1 protein-coding gene is annotated in these 1,980 nt (G+C 70.7%); it reads left to right on the top strand.

Annotated features, from left to right (window positions below; genetic code table 11):
• Positions 1-379: 379 nt before the first annotated feature.
• Complete coding sequence (locus ACOV8S_RS16555) at positions 380-1,960, top strand: acyl-CoA mutase large subunit family protein (RefSeq protein ID WP_351110446.1); 1,581 nt, start codon at positions 380-382, stop codon at positions 1,958-1,960.
• Positions 1,961-1,980 lie beyond the last annotated feature (20 nt).

Genomic DNA, 1,980 nt, shown 5'->3' with positions numbered 1-1,980 from the left:
ATTCCCGTCGTCGCCGGAGGCCCCGGTCCACGCCGGTTCGCTGCCCGGCTCCACCGAGCAGCCCGCCACGGCGACCGCCAGCGCGGCCACCGCCGCGGCGGCGGCCGGCCACCGGACCTGGCCGCGTCCTGTCGTTCCCGTTGTGCGTGTCATCGCGCCGACCCCCGTCGTGTGTGCGCCGTGCTGTGCCGTTGTCGTCATGCTCCCCGCCGCGGCGGCCGGCCGAACCAGGGCTCACCCAGGCGTGTTGTGAGCAAGGTCCCAGCGTGTGCCCCTCCACCGACCGCGCGCCCGCCGCTACAGTCCGTGGCAGGAGCCGCATTTACCGGCGAGTAACCCCAGTGGTCAACCCCCCAGCAAGGACGCGGAGGCACATTCCATGGCGCGCGAGTCGGAGTCCGGACTGCCCATCGAGCCGGTCTACGGGCCGGGCGCCCTGGAGGGCTGGGATCCCGCCGCCAAACTGGGCGAGCCCGGATCGTATCCCTTCACCCGCGGCGTGTACCCCTCGATGTACACGGGCCGTCCGTGGACCATGCGGCAGTACGCGGGCTTCGGCACCGCCGTCGAGTCCAACCAGCGCTACAAGCAGCTGATCGCCAACGGCACCATGGGCCTGTCGGTCGCCTTCGACCTGCCCACCCAGATGGGCCACGACTCGGACGCCCCGATCGCCTCCGGCGAGGTGGGCAAGGTCGGCGTGGCGATCGACTCCATCGACGACATGCGGATCCTCTTCGGCGGCATCCCGCTGGACAAGGTGTCCACGTCGATGACGATCAATGCCCCCGCCTCCCTGCTGCTCCTGCTCTACCAACTCGTCGCCGAGGAGCAGGGCGTGAGCGCGGACAAGCTCACCGGCACCATCCAGAACGACGTGCTCAAGGAGTACATCGCCCGCGGGACGTACATCTTCCCGCCCAAGCCCTCACTGCGGCTGATCGCGGACATCTTCAAGTACTGCAAGGCCGAGATCCCGAAGTGGAACACCATTTCGATCTCCGGCTACCACATGGCCGAGGCCGGCGCCTCGCCCGCGCAGGAGATCGCGTTCACCCTGGCCGACGGCATCGAGTACGTCCGCACCGCGGTCGCCGCGGGCATGGACGTCGACGACTTCGCGCCCCGCCTGTCGTTCTTCTTCGTCTCCCGCACGACCATCCTCGAGGAGGTCGCCAAGTTCCGCGCGGCCCGCCGCATCTGGGCCCGGATCATGCGGGACGAGTTCGGCGCGAAGAACCCGAAGTCGATGATGCTGCGCTTCCACACGCAGACCGCAGGCGTCCAGCTCACCGCCCAGCAGCCCGAGGTCAACCTGGTGCGCGTCGCCGTGCAGGGCCTGGCGGCGGTGCTCGGCGGCACGCAGTCGCTGCACACCAACTCCTTCGACGAGGCCATCGCGCTGCCCACCGACAAGTCGGCCCGCCTGGCGCTGCGGACCCAGCAGGTGCTCGCCTACGAGACCGACGTGACGGCGACCGTCGACCCGTTCGCCGGCTCCTACGTCGTCGAGCGGATGACCGACGAGCTGGAGGAGCTGGCCGTCGGGCTGATGGAGAAGGTCGAGGAGATGGGCGGCGCGGTCTCCGCCATCGAGCGCGGCTTCCAGAAGTCCGAGATCGAGCGCAGCGCCTACCGGATCTCGCAGGAGACCGACGCGGGCGAGCGGGTCGTGGTGGGCGTCAACCGCTTCCAGCTCGACGAGGAGGAGCCCTACGAGCCGCTGCGGGTCGACCCGGCGATCGAGGCCCAGCAGGCGGAGCGGCTGGCCCGGCTGCGGGCCGAGCGCGACCAGGGGGCCGTGGACGCCGCCCTCGCCGCGCTGAAGAAGGCGGCGGAGGGCGAGGACAACGTCCTCTACCCGATGAAGGACGCGCTGCGGGCCCGCGCGACGGTCGGCGAGGTCTGCAACGCCCTCCGCGACGTCTGGGGCACGTACATCCCCTCCGACGCGTTCTGATCCCCCCGGGGGGCGGGCCC

This window comes from Streptomyces sp. CO7, assembly GCF_053474865.1.
This window is presented reverse-complemented; position numbering and strand designations above follow the sequence as displayed.

Excerpts from the sequence above, each read along its gene's own strand:
- ACOV8S_RS16555 (WP_351110446.1), top strand. The coding sequence starts at position 380 with ATGGCGCGCGAGTCGGAGTCCGGACTGCCCATCGAGCCGGTCTACGGG.